Origin of the sequence: Nocardia brevicatena NBRC 12119 (assembly GCF_000308495.1) — a bacterium.
In the GTDB taxonomy this organism is placed as follows: domain Bacteria; phylum Actinomycetota; class Actinomycetes; order Mycobacteriales; family Mycobacteriaceae; genus Nocardia; species Nocardia brevicatena.
Map to the genome: position 1 here is coordinate 1 of NZ_BAFU01000149.1, position 495 is coordinate 495.

The following is a 495-nucleotide window of genomic DNA, read 5'->3' on the forward strand; positions in this document are numbered from 1 at the left end:
GGCAAGGATTATGGGTGGTTTCACCGGGGGTGGTCGGTCTGTGGGTCTGCCGCGATGTATCGCACTGCCCGCGCGTCGGTCAAGGTGCCCTGGATCAGGACCTGGGACAGGTCGTCTTCCACGTCCAGGATCGGTTTGAACCGCCAGGAGGCCCCCGCCGGTGGCGTGCCGGTGCGCCATTCCAGGATGACACCGTCACCGCCGGTGAACAGGGCCGCGGTGCTGCGGTGACGACTCCAGGAGGTGGAGTCGCTGTCGGGGGCGGCGGTCTGGGCGATATGGTCGGCGGCCGACAGATCCCGGTGTCCACGCGGGCGGGCCACACCGGAAACGGCCGGTCCATACAGCGGGTCGACCGTTCCGTCCGGCAGCAGCCGCGCCACTCCTCGGTACAGCGGGGTTCCCGACGCCGGTAGGTTGCCCTGGTGTAGCACCTCACCGTCGCGGCCGACAGGTCCCGGATCGGCGAGGTGTTTCCCACCGGGGGCGATATCG

General features: G+C 69.3%; 1 protein-coding gene. It reads right to left on the reverse strand.

Annotated features, from left to right (window positions below):
• Nucleotides 1-20 precede the first annotated feature (20 nt).
• Nucleotides 21-495: hypothetical protein (locus ON20_RS25680; RefSeq protein WP_040839543.1), on the reverse strand; the 475-nt coding region annotated here is incomplete at its 5' end.